The following is a 20,594-nucleotide window of genomic DNA, read 5'->3' as shown; positions in this document are numbered from 1 at the left end:
ACCCCGTCCGAGTGATCGGGCGGATCCCGTCCCCGGCTTCCCGGCCCGTTCGTCGCCATCGCGACATCGACACACGGCAGAGGGCGCTCTCCCACCCGGGAGGGCGCCCTTCGCGTTCAGAGCCGGCCGCAGGCCCGAGGCGCCCCGCCACGCTGGCCTCACCCGACAACCCGCCCGCCAAATCGGCCCCATCGGCCACCCCACTGGACGGCGAGGCGAGGCATGCGCGTCGGTTAATACTTTCAAAACCGTAAATATTAACCAATCGAAAAGCTTTGGCCGGCGCCGATATTTCTTGGAGGCTGCCGGTCATGCTTAACGCGGTGTCAACCAAATCACGCCTAGCTTGTCGCTATGACGCGCGGCGTATCCTGGTTTATCGTAGCCCCGCTCGTCCTTCTGGGGCTCTCCGCTTGCAAGTTCTCGCCGTTCGAACGGCGGGAACCCTGGCGCTCGGAGGCTGAAGAGCGATGTCTGGCGGAGGGCTTGGTGAAGCCTTCCGCCACCATCGTGCCCATGGCCCCCATCAATGGGGCCGGCACGTGCGGCATGGATCATCCCTTCAGGATCAGTGGCTTGAACCAGGGTTCGGTCGAGGTGGCGCCGAAGGCGACGCTGGCCTGCCCGATGACAGCCTCGCTCGACCGCTGGGTCGCCGAGGACATCCAGCCGGCCGCCTATGCCTGGTTCGGCCAGCCGGTGGCCAAGATCAAACAGATGTCGTCCTATTCCTGCCGCAACATGAACGGCGCGGCGACCGGCAAGGTTTCCGAGCACGCCTTCGGCAACGGCTTCGACGTCGGCGGCTTTGTACTTGCCGACGGCCGGGAAATCCTGGTGAAAACCGGCTGGAAGGGCCGCCCCGACGAGCGCGGCTTCCTCCGCACCGTGCAGGCCACCGCCTGTCAGCGCTTCACCGTCGTGCTCGCGCCGGGGTCGAACATCTATCATTACGACCATATCCATGTGGATTTGATGCGCAGCGCGTCCGGCCGCACCACCTGCAAGCCCATGCCGGTACTGCCGACGCCGCCCAATCTGCCGGTCTACAAGGCGCCGCCGATGGTGGCCGCGCCGCCGCAGGCCACGCCGGCCTATTACCCGCCGCCGGCCGCCGCGCCCGGTTCCGAATCCGAGCCGGAGGAGATGGACGCGCCCGTCGGTGAGCCGATGGTGTTGTCGCCGCCGCCGGCCGCGCCACAGCCGCCGGCATCCTACCCGAAGCCGACCTATGCCAGCCCCAGCTATCCAAGCCCTGGGGCGCCGCAACCGCTGGCGCAGCCGGGTTATCCCGCGCCGATCCAGCCCTATGGCGCGCCTGCCGCCCAAGCCTATCCCGCCCAGACTTATCCGGCTCAAGGCTATCCGACGCAGGTCGCTCCGGCGTCCGGCTATCCCGCGCCAGCTCCGGCCGCGCAGCCGCCTCGCCCGAATGGCGTGCCGTTACCGCCGGCCGGCATTCCGATGGTGATGCGCTGGTTCGGGATCGATCCGGCGACGACGGGCTCGATCACCCCCACCAAACGCGCCTACGCAGCCGAGCGGCATATCGCGACGCCGATTCCGCCTCCGCCTGCCGTCTCCGGCGAGGATTGACCCTCCATCGAGCGGAGCCCTGCAAGTCAGACGGGTACGGCCGCGATCACATAGTCATGGCCATGGGCGAGCCCGCCATGCCCCACCAACAGCTCTTCCGCCCGCTTGCGCAGGGCGTCGATGCGGCTGGTCAATGCCGCCGCGACGGCGGGATCGTCTATCCGCTCCGCCAATTGCCGACCGTCGACCAACTGCCGTTCCACCCATTGCCGGTCGTAGACATTGGGGAAGCGGCGGGCGAAGACGATGCGCAGCCCGACCTGCTCCAGCCGCTGCATGACCCATTCCGCCGGGTATTCGCGGTAGGGCGTCACGCCGGCGAGCAGGGCGCAGGCGTCGCGGAGCCGGCCGATGGCGGGGACCAGAGCGCCGGCTTCGTCGGCGGCCGCGCCGATCACATAGGGATCGACGCCGACGACATAGAGCCGGCCGCGCACCAGCGGCCGCAGGCGCGCGAACAGGTCGCTCTGGAAATAGGGCGCGTAGCTCTCGATCGCCCCGAGAAGATATTCGGCCAGTACCGTGTCGTGGCTCTCGCCAGCGAGCAGGGCCGGATCCTGCCAATTGCCGAGCACCAGCCGGTCCTGCGGTCGCCGCGCCGTGGCGACCGCCGCTTCGGTGAGCGTCAGATGCTCGGGATCGGCGCTGACGGCGGTCCAGCGGGAAGACGGCAGGCCGCTGATCCAGCGCGCCGACCGCACGCCGGTCCCGGCATCAAGCACGGAGCCCCAGGGCGCATCGCCCTGGACGTGCTGGATGACACCGAACATGTCGAGCTTTTGCGGCGGCGGGGGAGTGGTCATCGGCCGTCCGATCATTGGCGGTCAGGGGAGGTTGGCCCGGAACCGGCGCGTGCTGCCGCACGCGCGGCCCGATCGGTCGGCGTTCAGTCCAGCAGCGTGTCGAGGCCGCGCCGCACGCCGGTCCAGCCGCCGACCTTGCGGGCGGCCAGCAGCGTGCCTCCGACATAGGGAGCCGCCGAAGAGCCGGCGTCATGGCGGATGGTCAGCCGCTCGTCCGGAGCGCCGAACACGCTTTCCACGCCCAATACGAAGGAGGGCAGCCGCAGCGCATGTACCTGCACGCGGGTGGCTCCCTCGCCGAAGCTGCCGCCACGGGTGGCGGGCACGCCGCTCACCTCCTCGACCGGCCGGCTTGTCGCGGGGCGACGGACGCCGGCCAGCGTCTCGGCCAGCTCGCGCGCTGTGCCGGAGGGAGCGTCGGGCTTGCCGGCGGAGGCGTAGTCGATGATCTCGACATCGGCGACATATTTCGCCGCTTCCAGGGTGAAGCGCTTCAGCAGGGTAGCGGTGATGGAGAAATTGCCGGCCGCCAGCACGCCGATGCCCTTCTCGCGCGCCAGCGCGTCGAGCTCGGCATAGTCCGGCGCGCCGAGGCCGGAGGTGCCGACCACCACATGCCGGCCAGAGGCGATGGCGGCGGCGGCATTCGTCTTCACCACGTTCGGCTTGGTGTAGTCGATGAGCACGTCGGAAGGGATGGAGAGCGCCTCCTCGATGGAGGCGAAGACCGGGGCGCCGTCGATCGAGGTGCCGGCGGCGGAGCGCGAGACGCCGGCGACGAGTTCGAGATCGGGGGCGTCGGCGATGGCCGGGGCGAGAGCGCGGCCGACCCAGCCGGTGGCGCCGGCGAGCAGAATACGGATGGGCATGCACGGAACTCCAGAAGGACCGATGTCATGCCGAATACACCCCGTGCCGCAGCGGGGAAAGCGCCAGCCGGCCTGTAAGCCGGGTTCTGTAAGGCGGGATCGCTCCCGCGTGGCGGCCATTCCTCTGGGACGCCGATTGCTCGACGCCTCTAGCAGTCAACCCGGGCGACGGTCCGAAGACGGACGTGAGACCGGCGAACCGGTCTCGTGTCACCCCTATTCGACTTTGCTCCCGGTGGGGTTTGCCGTGCCGCTTCCGTTGCCGGCCGCGCGGTGGGCTCTTACCCCACCGTTTCACCCTTGCCGCGGGCGCACCCGTGGCGGTTTGATTTCTGTGGCACTTTCCCTGGGGTCGCCCCCGCCGGACGTTATCCGGCACCGTGTCTTCGTGGAGCCCGGACTTTCCTCGGCGCCCTTGCGGGCGACGCGGCCGCCCGGCCGGCTGGCTGGGGAGCAATGAGGGAGACGCGCGCGCCCGTCAAGCCGTGACGCAGAACCTTCAACCGCTTGCGCGGCGCGCGCGCAGTCCTCAGTTGGAGGCCATGAGGGTGCGGGCCTTGCTGCAATAGCTGCGGGCGATGTTCGACATGCGGGTGGTGCCGTGGCCGCCCTGGTAGCGCATCACGGTTCCGCAGGTATCGCCGGCGGCGAGCTGATAGGCGCCGGCGAGGTAGCGCATGCCCCATTTGATGTTGGTCGCGGGATCGTAGAGCGCCTTGCGGGTGCCCTGATAGCCGAGGCCGCGCGCGGTGAGGGGCTTGATCTGCATGAGGCCGACTTCGCCGGCGCTGCCGGTGACACCGGGGTTCCAGTTGCTCTCGATGCGCACCACGGCGCGGGCAAGAGCGATTGGAACCCCGTTGGCGCGTGCTTCACGGTCGACGAGAGCAACAATGGATGATTTGGAACCAGAAGCCTCTTCGAAGCTTTTGTTTTCAGTGATAGGGCGGGCGCTGGCGATGTTCGCGCCGGATATGACAGTCAAGAGAGTGAAAAACGCAGTACGAAACGTGAGAGTATTATGAGGCATGCGCGGTAACGGCCTTTCCGGGTCGATGAAGGAGACCGGGAAATGCGATGGAAAATCTGTTTCCAATGAGGCTTCAATTGTCCACGAATTAGGAAATACGTAGGCGTGCGGACTTGACGCACGTGCCGCTGTGGCCGATGGGCAACGAAACGGCACGATTGTTTCGCTGGCGCCCGCCTTGGCGCAGGATGATGTCGCCGGCGGTGTCCTGGCACGGTAGACGAATAGATGGGCGGTCCCTGCGGAACCTGCCTACCGGGACGTGCAGAGGGCATACAATGTGGCGAGCGTGGAGACGTCCGCCACGCCGTCGACACGCGATCGCCTGAAATGGCGCTGGAAGGCGCGCACCACCGCCTCGGTGGTCTCGCAATAGGTGCCGGTAACCGGAACCGCGTAGCCGTAGAAGCCGAGCATGGCCTGCAGCGCCTCGATCGGCTGGCCGGACTCGCCGCGCATGAAATAGCGGCCGTCGCTGATCGGTTCTTCCTCGACCAGATGGCCGATCCCGGCGCGATGCAGGATGTCCCACGGGAATTTTTCGCCCGGATCCTGCTTGCGCAACGGCGCGACGTCGGAATGCGCCAGCACGCGCTCGGGCCGGATGGCGAGGCGGGTGACGATGTCCTTGCTGAGTGCCGTCACCGCCTCGATCTGGCGGGCGGGGAAGGGCGGATAGCCGAAATCATGACCGGGATTGACGATCTCGATGCCGATCGACAGCGAGTTGATGTCCGTCGCGCCGGCCCATGAGGAAAGGCCGGCGTGCCAGGCCCGGCGGGATTCCGGCACCAGCTGCACGATGTGTCCATCCTCGTGCACCACGTAGTGGCACGAGACCGCCTTTTCCGGCGAACGCAGCCAGGCCACGGCTTCTTCCGCGCTCTGCATGCCGGTGTAGTGGAGCAGCAGCATGTCCGCCACGGCGACGCCGAGGCGCTCGCCATGGTTGGGCGAGGCGAGCACGTCGGCGGCCAGCGGCGAGTCGGCGGTAAAGGTCGGAACGTCGTCCATGGCAGCGAGCTAACCGGCTCCTGCGCCCGGTTCAACCGATTCTTAAGGTTCAGAGAGCGTTAATCGCGGATCGAAACCGGGGGATTCGGCGCGTCGCGTCGCAGCCCCGACCAGCGTCCCGCCGATGTCCCATAGTCCTGCATGCCCGAAACTGCCTGCCACCCGTTTGCCTTCCACGGTACGGCGCATCCCTTCGCGCCGCGCCGTCGCTCGCGGGTGCGCCGGTGCGGGCAGCCGGATGCCGGCCGGAGACGCATGATGGCGCCGTCCCTGCCACCCGATTCTCCGGCCGACAATGGAGAGCGCCACGTCCCGGTGCTGCTCGCCGAGGTGCTGGCGCATCTCGCGCCGAAGGACGGCGGCGTCTATGTCGACGGCACGTTCGGCGCGGGCGGCTACACGCGGGCCATCCTCGGCGCGGCCGATTGCCGGGTGATCGCCATCGACCGCGATCCGACCGCGGTGGCGGCGAGCGCTCCTCTGGTGCTCGCCCATCCCGGCCGGCTGGCGGTGAGCGAGGATCGTTTCGGCAATCTCGACCAGGTGGCGGCGATGCTCGGCGCGCCGGAGGTCGACGGCGTGGTGCTGGACATCGGCGTCTCCTCGATGCAGCTCGACGAGGGCGAGCGCGGCTTCTCGTTCCGCCGCGACGGCCCGCTCGACATGCGCATGTCGGGGGAAGGGCTGTCGGCGGCGGACTATGTCGCCCGGCTGCCGGAGGCCGAACTCGCCAATCTGATCTATCGCTTCGGCGAGGAGCGGCAGTCGCGCAGCATCGCCCGCGCCATCGTCAAGGCGCGCGAGGAAGCCCCGATCACCCGCACGCTGCAGCTCGCCGACATCATCGCCAAGGTGGTGTGGGCGAAGCCGCACGAGCCGCATCCCGCGACCCGCAGCTTCCAGGCCTTGCGCATCGCGGTGAATGACGAGCTCGGCGAGCTCGCCCGCGCGCTGGCGGCGGCCGAACGCGTCTTGAAGCCCGGCGGGCGACTGGTGGTCGTCACCTTCCATTCCCTGGAAGACCGCATCGTGAAGAACTTCCTGAACGCCCGTGCCAAGCCGGCGGCCGGATCGCGCCACCTGCCGGCGGTGGCGAGCGCGCCGCCGAGCTTCCGTCTCATCGCCAAGGGGGCGGTGGAGCCCGGCGATGCCGAGACCCGCGTCAATCCGCGCGCGCGCTCGGCCAAGCTCAGGGCCGGCGAACGCACCGCGGCGCCGGCGCGCGAGGCGAGCGACCTTGATTCCCTGCTGCCGCCGCTTCCCGATTTCGATGCGCGCAGCCGCCATCACTGAGGACCGAGAAACATGTTCCGCATCCTCAATTTCATCTCGGTGATCGCGCTGCTGGCGGCGGCGGGCGCGGTCTATCACGTGAAATATGCCTCGGCCTTCGAGGCGCAGAAGATCGCCAAGCTGCGCGACGAGATCCGCTGGGAGCGCGACCGCATCGCTACGCTGAATGCCGAATGGGCGCGGCGCACGGCGCCGGACCGTATCCAGGCGCTCGCCGAGCATCATCTCGACATGCAGCCGCTGGACGTCACCCGCATGGACATGCTCGCCAGCCTGCCGGCCAAGCCGGACGCGGCCGGCGACGCGCTCGGCGGCATGATCGAGGCTCTGGTCGACAGCCCGACCGGCGCGGCGATCCCGACCAGCCAGGCAAAGCCGGCGGTGCCCAAGCCGGTGGCCCGCGCGCCGATCGCTCCCGCCTCGGCCGCACCGCGCCCGAACGGGGCCTTGCCGCTTTCCGCCGTGCCGGCCGCCGGGGCCCTCGCGCCGACGCATGCGCCGATGCTCGGCTCGCCGCTTCCCCCGCCGTCCGCCCGCCCGATGGCGACGGCGCCCATGATGTCGCCCATGCCGCTGCTGCCGCCGGCAGCGGTTGGCCAGTAAGTATTGGAGGTCGCCTGGTGATTGCGTCCGGCCTTTCCAAGCTCCGCTCGCGCCTGCCCAAGCTGCGCCTGCCGGTGCCGACGGCTCCGAAGCTGCGCCTTGCCGCAGTGCCGATGTGGTTCCTCCGCCTGCCCGGTCGCGCGCTGCGGGCCCTGATCGGGGTGATCCGCAGCGCGGCGCGGCGCGGGCGGCCGGAGGCGCATGCGGTGGCGCGGGCGCGCCTCATCCTGTGCATGCTGGTGTTCGGCACGGTGTATCTCGCGATTGGCGGGCGGCTCGCCATGTTCGCCTCCTCGCCGGAGGGGGCGCTCAGCCGGCGCGGCATGTCCTCGGACGCGGTGGCTTCCGCCCGTCCGGACATTCTCGACCGCAATGGCCGCATCCTCGCCACCGATGTGCGCTCCGCCTCGCTGTTCGGCGAGCCCAAGCGCCTGATCGACGTCGACGAGGCGGTGGAAGCGCTGTCGGCGGTGCTGCCCGGCGTCGATACCGACGAGATGCGCCTGCGCCTCGACAGCAAGCGCGGCTTCGTCTGGCTGAAGCGCGACATCTCGCCGATGCAGCAGCGCGAGATCTACAATCTCGGCCTGCCGGGCATCGGCTTCATGACCGAGAACCGCCGCATCTATCCCGGCGGCAACCTCGCGTCGCACACCCTCGGATCGGTCAATATCGACAACCAGGGCATTGCTGGCCTGGAGAAATGGATCGACAGCCGCGGGCTTTCCGAGCTGCATCTCGCCGGCTTCGCCACCGACCGCCAGCAGGAGCCGGTGGAGCTGTCCCTCGATCTCAGGGTGCAGCACGTGCTGCGCGACGAGCTCAACGCCGCCTTCCTGAAGTTCAAGGCCAAGGCGGCGGCCGGGGTGATCACCGATGTGCGCACCGGCGAGATCCTCGCCATGGCCTCGCTGCCGGACTTCGACGCCAACGACCCGGCCAAGGCGCTCGACCCCAAGGCGCTGAACCGCCTGACCACCGGCGTGTTCGAGATGGGCTCCACCTTCAAGGCGCTCACCTTCGCCATGGCGCTCGACAGCGGCAGGTTCAACCTCAACTCGACGCTGGATGCGCGCGGCGCCTTGTCGTTCGGCCGGTTCAAGATCCACGACTACCATGCGGAAAACCGCGTGCTGACCTTGCCGGAGGTGTTCCTCGTCTCCTCCAATATCGGCACGGCGCGCATGGCGCTGACGCTCGGCGTCGACGCGCACAAGGCGTTCCTGAAGAAGATGGGCCAGCTCGACCGCCTGCGGACCGAGCTGCCCGAGAGCGCCATGCCGCTGGTGCCCAAGCGCTGGGGCGATCTCAATACCGCGACCATCGCCTTCGGCCACGGCCTTGCCGTCGCGCCGATCCAGGTGCTGATGGCCGAGAACGCGCTGGTGAATGGCGGCTGGCTGATCCCGCCGACCTTCCTCAAGCGTACGCCGGAAGAGGCCGCGCAGATCGCCACCCGGGTGATCAAGCCCGAGACCAGCACCAAGATGCGCTATCTGATGCGCCTCAATGCCGAGAAGGGGTCGGCCAAGAAGGCGGACTCGCCCGGCTACTATGTCGGCGGCAAGACCGGCACGGCGGAGAAGGTCATCAATGGGCGCTATTCCAAGACCCGGCTGCTCACCTCCTTCATCTCCGCCTTCCCGATGGACGACCCGCAATATCTGATGCTGATCATGCTCGACGAGCCGCAGGCGGTGGAAGGCACCTATGGCTACGCCACCGCCGGCTGGAACGCCGCGCCGACCTCGGCGCGCATCATCCAGCGCGTGGCGCCGCTGCTCGGCATCATGCCGCGCAAGGAAGTGCCGCCGGTCGAGAGCATCCTGTCCTCCAACAAGGTGGCTCAGGTACAATGATGTGGCGCGTGCCGATTTCCCCTGCGCAAGGTCATCGGAATCGGATATTGCCCGCAGCAGGGGGCAATCGGCCGGCTGCGCAGCGGGCGCGGTCGTCTTCCCGCGGGTTCAGCGCGGTCGTTCGGAACGGCGAGCATGACTGACATTCCGCACTCCTCTCCGCCGGCATCCACGATCCGTACCCTCGGCGCGCTGATCGGCGACGACGCCGATTATGACGCGGCCGATCCGGCCCTCGATGTCGCCGAACCGGTGCTGGACAGCCGTAAGGCGCGCTGCGGCGACGTGTTCTTCGCGCTTGCCGGCGTCAAGGCGGACGGCATGGCCTTCGCCCGGGAAGCGGTCTCGCGCGGGGCGGCGGCGGTGGTCGGCGAGGCGGAGCGCCCGGCCGACCTGCCGCAGGACGTCTCCTATGTGCGGGTCGGCAATGCCCGCCGGGCGGTGGCGCTCGCCGCCGCCAACGCCTTCCCACGCCAGCCGGAAACCATCGCCGCGGTGACCGGTACCTCCGGCAAGACGTCGGTCGCAGCGTTCACCCGCCAGATCTGGCAGCATCTCGGCCATGCCAGCGCCAGCCTTGGCACGCTCGGCGTCGTGACACCGTCCGGTGCGGTGTACGGCTCTCTCACCACGCCCGATCCGATCGCGCTTCACCGCACGCTGGATCACCTCGCCGGCGAGGGCGTGACGCATCTGTGCCTGGAGGCCTCCTCGCACGGGCTCGATCAGCATCGGCTCGACGGCGTCCGGCTGTCGGCCGGCGGCTTCACCAATCTCTCGCGCGACCATCTCGATTATCACCCGAGCATGGAGGCCTATCTGGAGGCCAAGCTGCGGCTGTTCCGCCATCTCATTCCGCGCGGCGGCGGCGCGGCGGTGTGGGTCGACAGCACCGAGGGTGGGCATGTCGCCGATCTCGCCGCCGATAGTGGGCTGGAAGTGATCGGTATCGGCGTCGCCGGCGCCGGCATCGCGCTGTTGTCACGCCGCGACGACGGGCTCGGGCAGCTCATCGAAGTGGAGGCGGACGGCCGGCGCCGCACGCTCCGCCTGCCATTAGTCGGTGCCTTCCAGGTGGCGAACGCCCTGGTCGCCGCCGGCCTCGCCGTTGCCACCGGCACGGCCATGAAGGATGCGCTGACGCCGCTGGAGCGGCTGGAGGGCGTGCCGGGCCGGCTGGAACTGGTCGGCACCAAGGACAGCGCCGGCGTCTTCGTCGACTACGCGCACAAGCCGGACGCGCTCGCCAACGCGCTCGACGCCCTGCGGCCCTATGCGAGCGACCGTCTCATCGTCGTCTTCGGCTGCGGCGGCGATCGCGACAAGGGCAAGCGCCCGCTGATGGGGGCCATAGCCGCCGACAAGGCGGATGTCGTCATCATCACCGACGACAATCCGCGCAGCGAGGATCCGGCGACCATCCGCGCGGCGGTTCTCGACGCGGCGCCGGGGGCACGCGAGATCGGCGATCGCGCCGAGGCGATCGCGGCGGCGATCGGCATGGCGGAAGCCGGGGATGTGGTGCTGATCGCCGGCAAGGGTCACGAAACCGGCCAAATCGTGGGCGACCGGACCCTGCCGTTCTCCGATCGCGACGTCGCGCGGGCGGCGCTCGGCAGCTTTGGGGGATAGCCATGGATGGGCAGGGCACAGGCGTTTCGCGGCCGGTTGGCGCTTCGCAAAGCGTTGACACCGCACGTCGCGCACCGTTGTGGACGCCGGCGGAGCTGGCGCAGGCCACCGGCGGCACGCTGCGCGGCGTGGTCGTGGACGCGCCCATCGGCGGCGTGTCCATCGATTCGCGTACGCTGAAGATCGGCGATGCCTTCTTCGCCATCACCGGCGACCGTGACGGCCACGACTTCGCCGCCGGCGCCGCCGCGCGCGGCGCGGCCTTGTGCGTGGTGGCGCGGGCCAAGCTCGACACGCTGCCGGCGGACATGCCGGCGCTCATCGTCGAGGATGTGCTGAGGGCGCTGGAGGATGCCGGCCGGGCGGCGCGGGCCCGCTGCGGCGGCCGCATCGTCGCGGTGACCGGTTCGGTGGGCAAGACCACCACCAAGGAGGCGCTGCTGCTGGCCCTCGGCGCCGACGGGCTTACCCACGCCTCGGCCGCCTCCTACAATAATCATTGGGGCGTGCCGCTGTCGCTCGCGCGCCTGCCGGCCGATGCTGCCTACGGCGTCTTCGAGCTCGGCATGAACCATGCCGACGAGATCGCCCCGCTTTCCTCCATGGTGCGCCCGCATGTGGCGGTGATTACCACCGTGGAGCCGGTGCACATCGCCCAGTTTCCCAATGTGGAAGCCATCGCCGACGCCAAGGCGGAGATCTTCGCCGGGGTCGAGCCGGGCGGGGCGGCGGTGCTCAACCGCGACAACCCGCATTTCGAGCGGCTGGCCGCCGCCGCTCGCGCCGCCGGCATCGACACCATCATCGGCTTCGGCCAGTCGGTGGCGGCGCAGGCGCGCCTGCTCAGCGTCGCACTACAGCCGAACGGCTCGACCGCGCTCGCCGAGATCCTGGGCGAGACGGTGAGCTTCAAGATCGGCCTGCCCGGCCGCCATATCGTGCAGAACGCGCTGGCGGTGCTGGCGGCGGCCAAGCTCGCCGGCGCCGATCTCTGCCTCGCCGCGCTGGCGCTCGCCTCGCTCGGCCCGCCGCCGGGGAGGGGAGTGCGCACTGCGCTCGCCGTGAAGGGCGGCATGGCGCTGATGATCGACGAGAGCTACAACGCCAACCCGGCCTCGATGCGCGCGGCACTCGCCGTGCTCGCCGGTACCCCGGTCGAGGGGCGCGGCCGGCGCATCGCGGTGCTCGGCGACATGCTGGAACTCGGCGCGATGGGCGAGGATCTCCATCGCGGCCTCGCTCCCGAGGCGGGGCGGGCGGATCTCGTCTTCTCCGCCGGGCCGCTGATGCGGGCGTTGCACGAAGCGCTGCCCGAGAACCGCCGCGGCGCCTGGGCGCCCAATGCCGCGACGCTGCTGCCGCTGCTCGCCGACCGCCTGCGCGGCGGCGACGTGCTCGTGGTGAAGGGGTCGAACGGCAGCCGCATGGGGCCGCTCGTCCGCGCACTCGCCGAGCGATTCCCTGTTAAAGACGACGCCTCGGCGGAAGGTTGATCCGATGCTTCAATGGCTGGCCCAGTTCCAGGAGAGCGTTCCGGCGCTCAATGTGTTTCGCTACATCACCTTCCGCACCGGCGGGGCGATCATCACCGCCTTGCTGTTCGTCTTCATGTTCGGGCCGGCGATCATCGCGCTGCTCAGGCTGAAGCAGGGCAAGGGGCAGCCGATCCGCACCGATGGGCCGCAATCGCACCTGCTCACCAAGAAGGGCACGCCCACCATGGGCGGGCTGATGATCTTCTCCGGCCTGATGGTGGCGACCCTGCTCTGGGCCAATCTTTCCAATCCCTATGTCTGGGTGGTGCTGTTCGTCACCATCAGCTTTGGGCTGATCGGCTTCTATGACGACTATCTCAAGGTGACCAAGCAGACCCATGCCGGCCTGTCCGGGCGGGCACGCCTTACCCTCGAATTCCTGATCGGCGGCATCGCGGCGGTGGTGATCATGCATGTCGGCCGCGAGCCGCTGTCCTCCTCGCTGGCCTTCCCGTTCTTCAAGGACCTTCTGATCGACCTCAGCTGGTTCTTCGTGGTGTTCGGCGCCTTCGTGGTCGTCGCGGCCGGCAATGCGGTCAATCTCACAGACGGGCTCGACGGCCTCGCCATCGTGCCGGTGATGGTCGCCGCCGGCAGCTTCGGGCTGATCTCCTACCTCTCCGGCAACGTGCTGTTCGCCGATTACCTGCAGATCCACTATGTCGCCGGCGTCGGCGAACTGGCGGTGATCTGCGGTGCCCTTATCGGCGCGGGCATCGGCTTTCTGTGGTTCAACGCCCCGCCTGCGCAGATATTCATGGGCGACACCGGCTCGCTGGCGCTGGGCGGCCTGCTTGGCACCATTGCGGTGGCCACCAAGCACGAGATCGTGCTGGCGGTGATCGGCGGCCTGTTCGTGCTGGAGGCGGTGTCGGTGATCGTGCAGGTGATCTCCTTCAAGCTCACCGGCAAGCGCGTGTTCAAGATGGCGCCGATCCATCACCACTTCGAACAGCTGGGCTGGACCGAGCCGCAGATCGTGATCCGCTTCTGGATCATCGCCGTGGTGCTGGCGCTGATCGGTCTGTCGACGCTGAAGCTGCGGTGAGCGGCGGCCCGTTCTACCGGGCGGCCAGCACCTTCTTCACATTGTCGGCGTGTACCTGCTCATAGGGCGCGAAATAGGTGAGCACGCCATCGGCGAGGTCGCCGGCGATGAAGGTGGACAGGTCCTGGTCGGCCAGCGCCATGTCGATGTCGAGCCGCAGCAGCTTCTTCACATAGCGGATGGTGGCGTCGATGAGCGACGGCCCGTAGCCGTCGGCGGCGATGACCTCCGGCGCGCCATGGTTCGGCAGGATGCGCTCGTAGCCCCACGACCTGATGCGTTCGAGCTCCGCCACATGTACCGCGAGGCGGTCCGGCTCGGCGACATAGGTGATCGGCTCTTCCAGCGTGTCGCCGGCGAGCATGATGCCGAGATCGGGCAGCAGCAGGATCAGCCCATCGCGACTGTGGATCTCGGCGGGCTCGAGCTGCACCTTCAGCCGGCCGACGGCGAGCTCCGTCGGGCCGGAGATGATGCGGTTCGGCATGACGAGCGGGCGGATCGGCGGCTCGCCGGTTTCCAGCTCCTGGCGATGGGCGGCGAGGGCGGCCTCGGTCTTGTCGAGCGCGAGGATCTCGCAATCGGCGAACACCTCGTTGCCGGCGACATGGTCGTCGTGCCAGTGGCTGAGCACCACGCGGATCGAGGTGACGCCGGCCTCTTCGAGGGTTCGGCGCATCATCCGCGCATGGGTGAGCGAGATGTGGGTGTCGTAGAGAATGGCCTCCGACCCGTCGATCACCGCATAGACGCAGACGCCGAGCGCATAGGCGCCGTCGTCGAGCCAGTTGGGCGCCGCCGAATGCGCCCGCGCGCCCTCGATGCGTCCGTCGTAGAAGGCGAGGATGCTGGGATGCGGGCGCAGCACCCGCAGGGTGGAGCCGAGCGGGAGCAGGGTCGGGCGGGTCATGTTGGTCTCGCAATGCTGGCCGGTGCGGCGATCTTTCCATCCGGCGCCGAAATGCGCTAGCCAGATGTGCCCGATCCGGGCGCCGTCCTGCCGAGGTTCCCCATCATGATCCCCGTCACCAGCTTCCGTGGCCGCCGCGTCGCCCTGTTCGGCCTCGGCGGCTCCGGCCTCGCCACCGCGCAGGCGCTCATCGCCGGGGGCGCCGAGGTGACGGCGTTCGACGATTCGCCGACCTCGGTGGCGAAGGCGGAGGCGGCGGGCATCCCGACCGCCGACCTGCGCGGGCTCGATTGGACCGGCGTCGCGGCGCTGGTGCTGGCGCCGGGCGTGCCGCTTACCCACCCCAAGCCGCATTGGAGCGTCGAGCTGGCCAAGGCCGCCAAGGTCGAGGTGATCGGCGACATCGAACTCTTCGTGCGTGAGCGTCGCGCTCATGCGCCGGGCTCGCCGATGGTGGCGATCACCGGCACCAATGGCAAATCGACCACCACGGCGCTGATCGCGCATCTGTTCAGCTTCGCCGGCCGCGAGGCGCCGATCGGCGGTAATTTCGGGCCGGCCATCCTGTCGCTCGCGCCGCCGGCGCCGGAACGGGTGCATGTGATCGAGTGCTCGTCCTACCAGATCGACCTCGCGCCGAGCCTCGATGCCAGCGTCGGCATCCTGCTCAACCTGTCGCCCGATCATCTCGACCGGCATGGCGACATGACGCATTACGCCGAGGTGAAGGAACGGCTCGTCGCCGGCGTGGCGCCGGGCGGCACGGCGGTAGTCGGCGTCGATGACGACTGGTCGCGCGCCATCGCCGACCGACTGGAAGCAGCCGGGCGCCGGCTGGTGCGCATCTCGGTGCTGCACGATCTCGCCGACGGCATCTGCCTCGCAGGCGATGCGCTCGAGGTGCGCGAGGGCGGGCGCACCGTGTTCACCGTGCCGCTCGCCGGCATCGGTTCGCTGCGCGGCGCGCATAATGCCCAGAACGCGGCCGCCGCCTTCGCCGCCGCCCGGGCCCTCGGGCTCGCGCCGGAGGTGATCGTCGAGGGGTTGAAGAGCTTCCCCGGCCTCGCCCACCGCATGGAGCAGGTGCGGACCATCGGCAAGGTGCTGTTCGTCAACGATTCCAAGGCGACCAACGCCGATGCGGCGGAACGGGCGCTGACCAGCTTCGAGGACATCTACTGGATCCTCGGCGGCAAGCCGAAGGCGGGCGGCATCGAGCCGCTGCGCCCGTTCTTCGGCCGCGTACGCAAGGCCTATCTCATCGGCGAGGCGGCCGAGGCCTTCGCTGCGACGCTCGGCGACGACGTGCCGTTCGAGATATGCGGCACGCTGGAGAACGCCATCCCCGCCGCCGCCCGCGACGCGTCGGGCCCGGAGGCGGGCCATCCGGTGGTGCTGCTCTCGCCCGCCTGCGCGAGCTTCGACCAGTTCCCGAATTTCGAGGTGCGCGGCGACCGCTTCCGCGCGCTGGTGCAATCGCTGCCCGGCGGCTGATCTCCTTTAAGCGTCCGTCAACCTTAACCGGACGATACTGCCACGCGGCGGGGGCTGCCCGCTTCAGGAGAGTGGCGTTCCATGATTTCGCGTGCCGAAAGGACCGTGGTCGGCGAATGGTGGTGGACGGTGGACCGTCTGCTTCTCGGGGCGCTGGCAGCGCTGATGATCATTGGCATCGTGCTGTCGCTGGCGGCGAGTCCGCCGGTCGCGTCCCGTCTCGGCATCGCCGATCCGTTCCATTTCGTGAACCGCCAGGTGATGTTCCTGTTGCCGGCCCTGGTCGTGCTGATCGGCACCTCCTTCCTGTCGCCGAAGAATATCCGCCGGGTGTCGCTGGTGCTGTTCCTCGTGTGTCTCGGGCTGCTGTTCGCGACGCTGGTGTTCGGCCCGGAGGTGAAGGGCGCGCGGCGCTGGCTCAATATCGGTCCTATCGCCGTCCAGCCGTCGGAATTCATCAAGCCCAGCTTTGTCATCATCGCCGCCTGGCTGTTCTCCGAGAGCGTGCGCCGGCCGGAGATGCCCGGCCAGATGATGGCGGTGGCGCTGCTCGGCAGCGTCATCACCCCGCTGGTACTGCAACCGGACTTCGGCCAGACCATGCTGGTCTCGCTGGTGTGGGGCGGGCTGTTCTTTCTCGCCGGTCTCAGGATGATCTGGGTGGTCGGCCTCGGCGGCATCGGCGCCGCCGGCCTGTTCCTCGCCTATCACCTGGTGCCGCACGTTACCAAGCGTATCGACCGCTTCCTCGACCCGGAATCCGGCGACACCTACCAGATCGACCTCGCCATCGACAGCTTCCTCAATGGCGGCTGGCTGGGGCAGGGGCCGGGCGAGGGCACCTTCAAGAAGATGCTGCCGGACGGGCACACCGACTTCATCTTCGCCGTGGCGGCGGAGGAGTTCGGCGCCGTGCTGTGCATGATGATCGCCAGCTTGTTCGCCTTCATCGTGCTGCGGTCGCTGAGCCGGGCGATGCATGACGAGGACCCGTTCGTGCGTTTCGCGGTCGCCGGGCTCGCCATGCTGTTCGGCCTGCAGTCCTGCATCAACATGATGGTCAACCTGCACATGATGCCCGCCAAGGGCATGACGCTGCCCTTCGTCTCCTATGGCGGCTCCTCGCTGCTGTCGCTGGCCTTCGGCATGGGCATGCTGCTGGCGCTGACCCGCCGCCGCCCGCGCAGCGCCACGCTGGCCGAGCTGGAGCGGCTCGGCACCCGATTGGGATCGCCGGCCTCGCCGCCGGCTCCCGCGGCCGCGTGAGGCCCGGGCGATGGCCGGCGGATCGGGCGACGCGCCCCTCGTTCTCATTGCCGCCGGTGGTACCGGCGGCCATCTGTTTCCCGCCGAGGCGCTAGCCAATGCGCTCGCGCGGCGCGGCGTCGTCGTCGATCTCGCGACCGACGAGAGGGCGGCGCGCTATGCCGGTCATTTCCCCGCTCGCCAGCTGCACGTGCTGCCGGCCGACACCATGCGCGGCCGCTCGCCGGTGGCGTTGGCGAAGACCGCGCTGGCGCTCGGCACCGGGCTGGTGAAGGGGCTGGCGCTGGTGCGCCGGCTGAAGCCTGCCGCGATCATCGGCTTCGGCGGCTACCCTACCGTGCCGCCGCTGCTGGCCGGCACGCTTTCCGGGCGACCGACGCTGATCCATGAGGCCAACGGCGTGATGGGGCGGGCGAATCGGCTGCTGGCTCCCCGCGTGACCGCCATCGCGCTCGGCTATCCCGACGCGGTGGCGGGCGATGCCGCGCTGAACGCGAAGGCGCACCATACCGGCAATCCGGTGCGTCCCGCCGTGCAGGCCGCCGCCCGCGTGCCCTTCGAGCCGCCGGCGCCGGGCGGCGCGTTCCGGCTGCTGGTGTTCGGCGGCAGCCAGGGCGCCCGCATCATGAGCGAGATCGTGCCGCCGGCGGTGGAAAAGCTGTCCCCGGCGCTGCGGACAAGGCTGCGGATCACCCAGCAGTGCCGCACCGAGGACATGGCGGCGGCCCGCGCGACCTATGACCGGCTCGGCGTCAGCGCCGAGCTTGCGCCCTTCTTCGATGACCTGCCGGCGCGCATGGCGCTGGCGCATCTGGTCGTCGCCCGTTCCGGTGCCTCCACGGTGGCGGAGCTCGGTGTGATCGGCCGGCCCTCGGTGCTGGTGCCGCTGCCCGGGGCGCTCGACCAGGACCAACTGGTCAACGCCACCGCGCTGGCGCGGGCCGGCGGGGCGCTGCTGATGCCGCAGGCCGAGTTCACCCCCGAGACCTTCGCCGCCGAGCTCGTCCGGCTGATGGATGATCCCGCCGCGCTTGAGACGGTGGCGCAGGCGGCGCACGGCATGGGACGGGCGGATGCCGACGAGCGCCTCGCCGAACTCGTCCTGCGAATAGCCAAGATCGACGTTTAGGGGCGGCGGGGATGACGGAGCCGTGTGTCTCGTCTAATTGCCTCGCCTAATCCTGCCCGCCCTACCGGAAGGTCGCACGCCGTCCGGCTGACAAGGACATAGCCGCATGAAGCTCCCGCTCTCCCTCGGTCCCATCCATTTCGTCGGTATCGGCGGCATCGGCATGAGCGGCATCGCCGAGGTGCTGCACAATCTCGGCTACACGGTGCAGGGCTCCGACGTCGCCGAGAGCGCCAATGTGAAGCGCCTCACGGAGAAGGGCATCAAGGTTCATGTCGGCCATGCCGCCGAGAATCTCGACGGCGCCGAGGTGCTCGTGGTTTCCTCCGCCATCAAGCGCGACAATCCCGAGCTGGTCGCCGCCCGCGCCAAGCGCCTGCCGGTGGTGCGCCGGGCGGAGATGCTGGCTGAGCTGATGCGGCTGAAGAGCTGCGTCGCCATCGCCGGCACCCACGGCAAGACCACCACCACCTCGCTGGTGGCGACGCTGCTGGATGCGGCGAACCTCGATCCGACCGTGATTAACGGTGGAATCATAAATGCTTACGGCACCAATGCCCGCCTCGGCGATGGCGAATGGATGGTGGTGGAGGCGGACGAGAGCGACGGCACCTTCCTGAAGCTGCCGGCCGAGGTGGCGATCGTCACCAATATCGATCCCGAGCATCTCGACCATTTCGGCACCTTCGAGGCGGTGCAGCAGGCGTTCCGCAGCTTCGTCGAGAACGTGCCGTTCTATGGCTTCGCGGTGATGTGCATCGACCATCCGGTGGTGCAGGCGATGGTCGGGCGCGTCGAGGACCGGCGCGTGATCACCTATGGCGAGAACCCGCAAGCCGATGTTCGCATTACCGAAATCGACCTGAAGGGCGGCCAGTCGCGCTTCACGGTGCTGTTCCGCGACCGCGAGGGCGGGGTGGCGCACGAGCTGCGCGACCTCATCCTGCCGATGCCGGGCCGGCACAATGCGCTGAACGCCACCGCCGCCATCGCCGTCGCCCGCGAATTGAAGGCGAGCGACGAGCAGATCCGCGCCGCGCTGGCCGGCTTCGGCGGCGTGAAACGCCGCTTCACCAAGACCGGTGAGGTGGCCGGTGTGACCATTTTCGACGATTACGGCCATCATCCGGTGGAGATCGCCGCCGTGCTGCGGGCGGCCCGCGCGTCGACCGACGGGCAGGTGATCGCGGTGGTGCAACCGCACCGCTATACCCGGTTGCATTCGCTGTTCGACCAGTTCGCCACCTGCTTCAACGACGCCGACCATGTGATCGTCGCCGATGTCTATGCCGCCGGCGAGGCGCCGATCGCCGGGGTGGACCGCGACCACCTCGTGGAGGCGTTGCGTGCGCGCGGGCATCGCTCGGTGCAGCCGCTGCCGGCGCCCGATGCGCTGGCGGGCCTCGTGAAGGGGCTGGCGAAGCCGGGGGACTATGTGATCTGCCTCGGCGCCGGCAACATCACCCAATGGGCCTATGCGCTGCCGGGACAGCTCGAGGCGGAGGGGTTCGGCGCGTGAGCTTTCCCGACCTGACCGCCGACCTCGCCGCCCGCATGCCGGAGCTGCGCGGCCGGCTTCTCGCCAACCAGCCGCTGGCGCCGCTTACCTGGTTCCGCGTCGGCGGGCCGGCGCAAATGCTGTTCACTCCGGCGGACGAGGACGACCTCGCCTATTTCCTCGCCCGCCTGCCGGCGGAGATCCCGGTGACGGTGATCGGCCTCGGCTCCAACCTCATCGTGCGCGACGGCGGCGTCGCGGGCGTCGTCATCCGCCTCGCCCGGGGCTTCTCCGACGTCGTCGTCGAAGAGGGACACCGCCTGCGGGTCGGCGCCGCGGTGCCGGATGTGAAGCTCGCCCGCGCGGCGGCGGATGCCGGCATCGCCGGGCTCGCCTTCTATCGCGGCATTCCCGGCGGCATAGGCGGTGCGCTGCGCATGAATGCCGGGGCGCATCACGGGGAGACGAAGGACCGGCTTGTCGAAGCCCGCGCCGTCGACCGGCAGGGGCGGGTGCATGTGCTGGCCAATGCCGATTTCGGCTTCAGCTACCGGCATTCCGGCGCGGCGGCGGATCTGGTTTTCACCCATGCGCTGTTCCACGGCGAGCCGGGGGAGACCGCCGATATCCTCGCCGAGATGGACCGAATCACCCAGGCGCGCGAGGCCTCGCAGCCGATCCGCGAGAAGACCGGCGGTTCCACCTTCAAGAACCCGCCCGGAGGCAAGGCTTGGCAGCTGGTCGATGCCGCCGGTTGCCGTGGCTTGACCCTCGGCGGGGCGCAGGTGTCCGACATGCACTGCAACTTCCTCATCAACACCGGCGGGGCCACCGCCGCCGACATCGAGGGGCTGGGTGAGGAGGTGCGCCGGCGGGTCAGGGCGGCCTCGGGCGTCGAACTGGAATGGGAGATCAAGCGGATCGGCGCCGCCGCCGCGTAGGCCGCCCTCGCGGCCACTCCTACGGCCTGACGGTGGTCGGACTGGCGCTCCGGTCTCGAAGACGCGGAGCGCCC

Annotated in this window: 17 protein-coding genes and 1 other RNA gene; 12 read left to right on the top strand and 6 right to left on the bottom strand. The window is 69.2% G+C overall.

The genetic code is table 11. From position 1 onward, the window contains the following. The first annotated feature begins 354 nt into the window (after window positions 1-354). Entirely contained in the window at window positions 355-1,596 is a 1,242-nt protein-coding gene (locus tag KHC28_RS05250; protein WP_214007263.1) for an extensin-like domain-containing protein, read from the top strand. A 26-nt stretch (window positions 1,597-1,622) separates the two neighbouring features. Here KHC28_RS05250 and KHC28_RS05245 read toward each other — a convergent pair whose 3' ends face one another. From KHC28_RS05245 to KHC28_RS05225, 5 genes are all read right to left on the bottom strand, one after another. Next, on the bottom strand, window positions 1,623-2,399 hold the full coding sequence (locus tag KHC28_RS05245) for a class I SAM-dependent methyltransferase (RefSeq protein ID WP_214007262.1): 777 nt from the start codon (window positions 2,397-2,399) through the stop codon (window positions 1,623-1,625). An 83-nt stretch (window positions 2,400-2,482) separates the two neighbouring features. Next, a complete protein-coding gene (gene dapB / locus KHC28_RS05240; protein ID WP_214007261.1) occupies window positions 2,483-3,268 on the bottom strand; it encodes a 4-hydroxy-tetrahydrodipicolinate reductase in 786 nt (261 codons plus the stop codon). A 59-nt stretch (window positions 3,269-3,327) separates the two neighbouring features. Continuing rightward, an RNA gene (gene rnpB, locus KHC28_RS05235) (RNase P RNA component class A) lies at window positions 3,328-3,714 on the bottom strand. An 83-nt stretch (window positions 3,715-3,797) separates the two neighbouring features. Further along, window positions 3,798-4,364: a lytic transglycosylase domain-containing protein gene (locus KHC28_RS05230; RefSeq protein ID WP_246564301.1), complete on the bottom strand. Its 567-nt coding sequence runs from the start codon at window positions 4,362-4,364 to the stop codon at window positions 3,798-3,800. 186 nt (window positions 4,365-4,550) lie between these two features. Then, entirely contained in the window at window positions 4,551-5,312 is a 762-nt protein-coding gene (locus tag KHC28_RS05225) for an N-acetylmuramoyl-L-alanine amidase (protein WP_214007260.1), read from the bottom strand. 258 nt (window positions 5,313-5,570) lie between these two features. Here KHC28_RS05225 and rsmH point away from each other — a divergent pair, with 258 nt between their 5' ends. The 6 genes from rsmH (at window position 5,571) to mraY (ending at window position 13,282) form a co-directional block, all read left to right on the top strand. Next, the gene (gene rsmH / locus KHC28_RS05220) at window positions 5,571-6,605 is read left to right on the top strand and encodes a 16S rRNA (cytosine(1402)-N(4))-methyltransferase RsmH (RefSeq protein ID WP_214007259.1); all 1,035 of its coding nucleotides are present in this window, start codon (window positions 5,571-5,573) and stop codon (window positions 6,603-6,605) included. Between the two features lie 12 nt (window positions 6,606-6,617). Beyond that, window positions 6,618-7,208 (top strand): cell division protein FtsL, encoded by a 591-nt coding sequence (gene ftsL / locus KHC28_RS05215; RefSeq protein WP_214007258.1) that lies wholly within the window; start codon window positions 6,618-6,620, stop codon window positions 7,206-7,208. Between the two features lie 113 nt (window positions 7,209-7,321). Further along, window positions 7,322-9,067: a peptidoglycan D,D-transpeptidase FtsI family protein gene (locus tag KHC28_RS05210; RefSeq protein WP_214007293.1), complete on the top strand. Its 1,746-nt coding sequence runs from the start codon at window positions 7,322-7,324 to the stop codon at window positions 9,065-9,067. Window positions 9,068-9,202: 135 nt separating this feature from the next. Beyond that, window positions 9,203-10,699 (top strand): UDP-N-acetylmuramoyl-L-alanyl-D-glutamate--2,6-diaminopimelate ligase, encoded by a 1,497-nt coding sequence (locus KHC28_RS05205; protein WP_214007257.1) that lies wholly within the window; start codon window positions 9,203-9,205, stop codon window positions 10,697-10,699. 77 nt (window positions 10,700-10,776) lie between these two features. Continuing rightward, window positions 10,777-12,192 (top strand): UDP-N-acetylmuramoylalanyl-D-glutamyl-2,6-diaminopimelate--D-alanyl-D-alanine ligase, encoded by a 1,416-nt coding sequence (locus tag KHC28_RS05200; RefSeq protein ID WP_246564299.1) that lies wholly within the window; start codon window positions 10,777-10,779, stop codon window positions 12,190-12,192. Between the two features lie 4 nt (window positions 12,193-12,196). Next, complete coding sequence (gene mraY / locus KHC28_RS05195; protein ID WP_214007255.1) at window positions 12,197-13,282, top strand: phospho-N-acetylmuramoyl-pentapeptide-transferase; 1,086 nt, start codon at window positions 12,197-12,199, stop codon at window positions 13,280-13,282. Between the two features lie 13 nt (window positions 13,283-13,295). Here the strand turns inward: mraY and KHC28_RS05190 are convergent, their stop codons facing one another. After that, on the bottom strand, window positions 13,296-14,192 hold the full coding sequence (locus KHC28_RS05190) for an MBL fold metallo-hydrolase (protein WP_214007254.1): 897 nt from the start codon (window positions 14,190-14,192) through the stop codon (window positions 13,296-13,298). A 105-nt stretch (window positions 14,193-14,297) separates the two neighbouring features. On the opposite strand from KHC28_RS05190, the gene murD reads away from it, so the two are divergent. The 5 genes from murD to murB all read left to right on the top strand — a co-directional run bounded on the left by murD (window position 14,298) and on the right by murB (window position 20,520). Beyond that, window positions 14,298-15,686 (top strand): UDP-N-acetylmuramoyl-L-alanine--D-glutamate ligase, encoded by a 1,389-nt coding sequence (gene murD, locus KHC28_RS05185; RefSeq protein WP_214007253.1) that lies wholly within the window; start codon window positions 14,298-14,300, stop codon window positions 15,684-15,686. A gap of 81 nt (window positions 15,687-15,767) precedes the next feature. Next, window positions 15,768-16,952 carry a putative lipid II flippase FtsW gene (ftsW, locus tag KHC28_RS05180; protein ID WP_214007252.1) on the top strand — a complete coding sequence of 395 codons (1,185 nt, stop codon included), beginning with the start codon at window positions 15,768-15,770 and terminating at the stop codon, window positions 16,950-16,952. Window positions 16,953-16,962: 10 nt separating this feature from the next. Beyond that, complete coding sequence (murG, locus tag KHC28_RS05175) at window positions 16,963-18,081, top strand: undecaprenyldiphospho-muramoylpentapeptide beta-N-acetylglucosaminyltransferase (RefSeq protein WP_214007251.1); 1,119 nt, start codon at window positions 16,963-16,965, stop codon at window positions 18,079-18,081. A gap of 106 nt (window positions 18,082-18,187) precedes the next feature. Further along, window positions 18,188-19,600, top strand: a complete 1,413-nt coding sequence (gene murC, locus KHC28_RS05170; protein WP_214007250.1) for a UDP-N-acetylmuramate--L-alanine ligase — start codon at window positions 18,188-18,190, stop codon at window positions 19,598-19,600. Next, complete coding sequence (murB, locus tag KHC28_RS05165) at window positions 19,597-20,520, top strand: UDP-N-acetylmuramate dehydrogenase (RefSeq protein ID WP_214007249.1); 924 nt, start codon at window positions 19,597-19,599, stop codon at window positions 20,518-20,520. Before murC ends, murB begins: the two co-directional genes overlap by 4 nt. Window positions 20,521-20,594: the final 74 nt, after the last annotated feature.

It is taken from the genome of Ancylobacter sonchi, assembly GCF_018390695.1.
GTDB classification, from domain to species: Bacteria; Pseudomonadota; Alphaproteobacteria; order Rhizobiales; family Xanthobacteraceae; genus Ancylobacter; species Ancylobacter sonchi.
The sequence above is the reverse complement of the archived record's forward strand: the minus strand, read 5'-3'. Positions and strand labels throughout refer to the sequence as shown.

What these genes read in the sequence shown, in the direction of transcription:
- KHC28_RS05250 (WP_214007263.1), top strand. Translation starts at nt 355, where the DNA reads ATGACGCGCGGCGTATCCTGGTTTATCGTAGCCCCGCTCGTCCTTCTG.
- KHC28_RS05245 (WP_214007262.1), bottom strand. Translation starts at nt 2,399, where the DNA reads ATGACCACTCCCCCGCCGCCGCAAAAGCTCGACATGTTCGGTGTCATC.
- dapB (WP_214007261.1), bottom strand. Translation starts at nt 3,268, where the DNA reads ATGCCCATCCGTATTCTGCTCGCCGGCGCCACCGGCTGGGTCGGCCGC.
- KHC28_RS05225 (WP_214007260.1), bottom strand. Translation starts at nt 5,312, where the DNA reads ATGGACGACGTTCCGACCTTTACCGCCGACTCGCCGCTGGCCGCCGAC.
- rsmH (WP_214007259.1), top strand. Translation starts at nt 5,571, where the DNA reads ATGGCGCCGTCCCTGCCACCCGATTCTCCGGCCGACAATGGAGAGCGC.
- ftsL (WP_214007258.1), top strand. Translation starts at nt 6,618, where the DNA reads ATGTTCCGCATCCTCAATTTCATCTCGGTGATCGCGCTGCTGGCGGCG.
- KHC28_RS05210 (WP_214007293.1), top strand. Translation starts at nt 7,322, where the DNA reads ATGTGGTTCCTCCGCCTGCCCGGTCGCGCGCTGCGGGCCCTGATCGGG.
- KHC28_RS05205 (WP_214007257.1), top strand. Translation starts at nt 9,203, where the DNA reads ATGACTGACATTCCGCACTCCTCTCCGCCGGCATCCACGATCCGTACC.
- mraY (WP_214007255.1), top strand. Translation starts at nt 12,197, where the DNA reads ATGCTTCAATGGCTGGCCCAGTTCCAGGAGAGCGTTCCGGCGCTCAAT.
- KHC28_RS05190 (WP_214007254.1), bottom strand. Translation starts at nt 14,192, where the DNA reads ATGACCCGCCCGACCCTGCTCCCGCTCGGCTCCACCCTGCGGGTGCTG.
- murD (WP_214007253.1), top strand. Translation starts at nt 14,298, where the DNA reads ATGATCCCCGTCACCAGCTTCCGTGGCCGCCGCGTCGCCCTGTTCGGC.
- ftsW (WP_214007252.1), top strand. Translation starts at nt 15,768, where the DNA reads ATGATTTCGCGTGCCGAAAGGACCGTGGTCGGCGAATGGTGGTGGACG.
- murG (WP_214007251.1), top strand. Translation starts at nt 16,963, where the DNA reads ATGGCCGGCGGATCGGGCGACGCGCCCCTCGTTCTCATTGCCGCCGGT.
- murC (WP_214007250.1), top strand. Translation starts at nt 18,188, where the DNA reads ATGAAGCTCCCGCTCTCCCTCGGTCCCATCCATTTCGTCGGTATCGGC.